This window comes from Stenotrophomonas sp. PS02297 (assembly GCF_029959705.1).
Classification (GTDB): domain Bacteria; phylum Pseudomonadota; class Gammaproteobacteria; order Xanthomonadales; family Xanthomonadaceae; genus Stenotrophomonas; species Stenotrophomonas nitritireducens.
Genome location: NZ_JASCOS010000254.1, coordinates 1 through 371, shown reverse-complemented (window position 1 = coordinate 371; position 371 = coordinate 1). Strand labels below are relative to the sequence as shown.

1 protein-coding gene is annotated in these 371 nt (G+C 65.0%); it reads left to right on the top strand.

All coding sequences use genetic code 11. The features are described from left to right. The coding region (locus QMX80_RS19255) for a methyl-accepting chemotaxis protein (RefSeq protein WP_282278781.1) at positions 1-371 on the top strand (371 nt) is incomplete at both ends.

The following is a 371-nucleotide window of genomic DNA, read 5'->3' as shown; positions in this document are numbered from 1 at the left end:
AGAAGATCGCCGACATCATCAGCGTCATCGACGGCATCGCCTTCCAGACCAACATCCTGGCCTTGAACGCCGCGGTGGAAGCCGCACGCGCCGGCGAGCAGGGCCGCGGCTTTGCCGTGGTCGCCTCGGAAGTGCGTACCCTCGCCCAGCGTTCGGCGGGCGCCGCCAAGGAGATCAAGGACCTGATCGAGACCTCGGTCGACAAGGTCTCTGAAGGTTCGCAGCTGGTCCACCAGGCCGGCACCACCATGGGCGAGATCGTCAGTTCGGTGCAGCGGGTGACCGACATCATGGCCGAGATCTCGGCTGCCTCGCAGGAACAGAGCGCCGGCATCGAACAGGTCAACCAGACCGTGGTGCAGATGGACGAA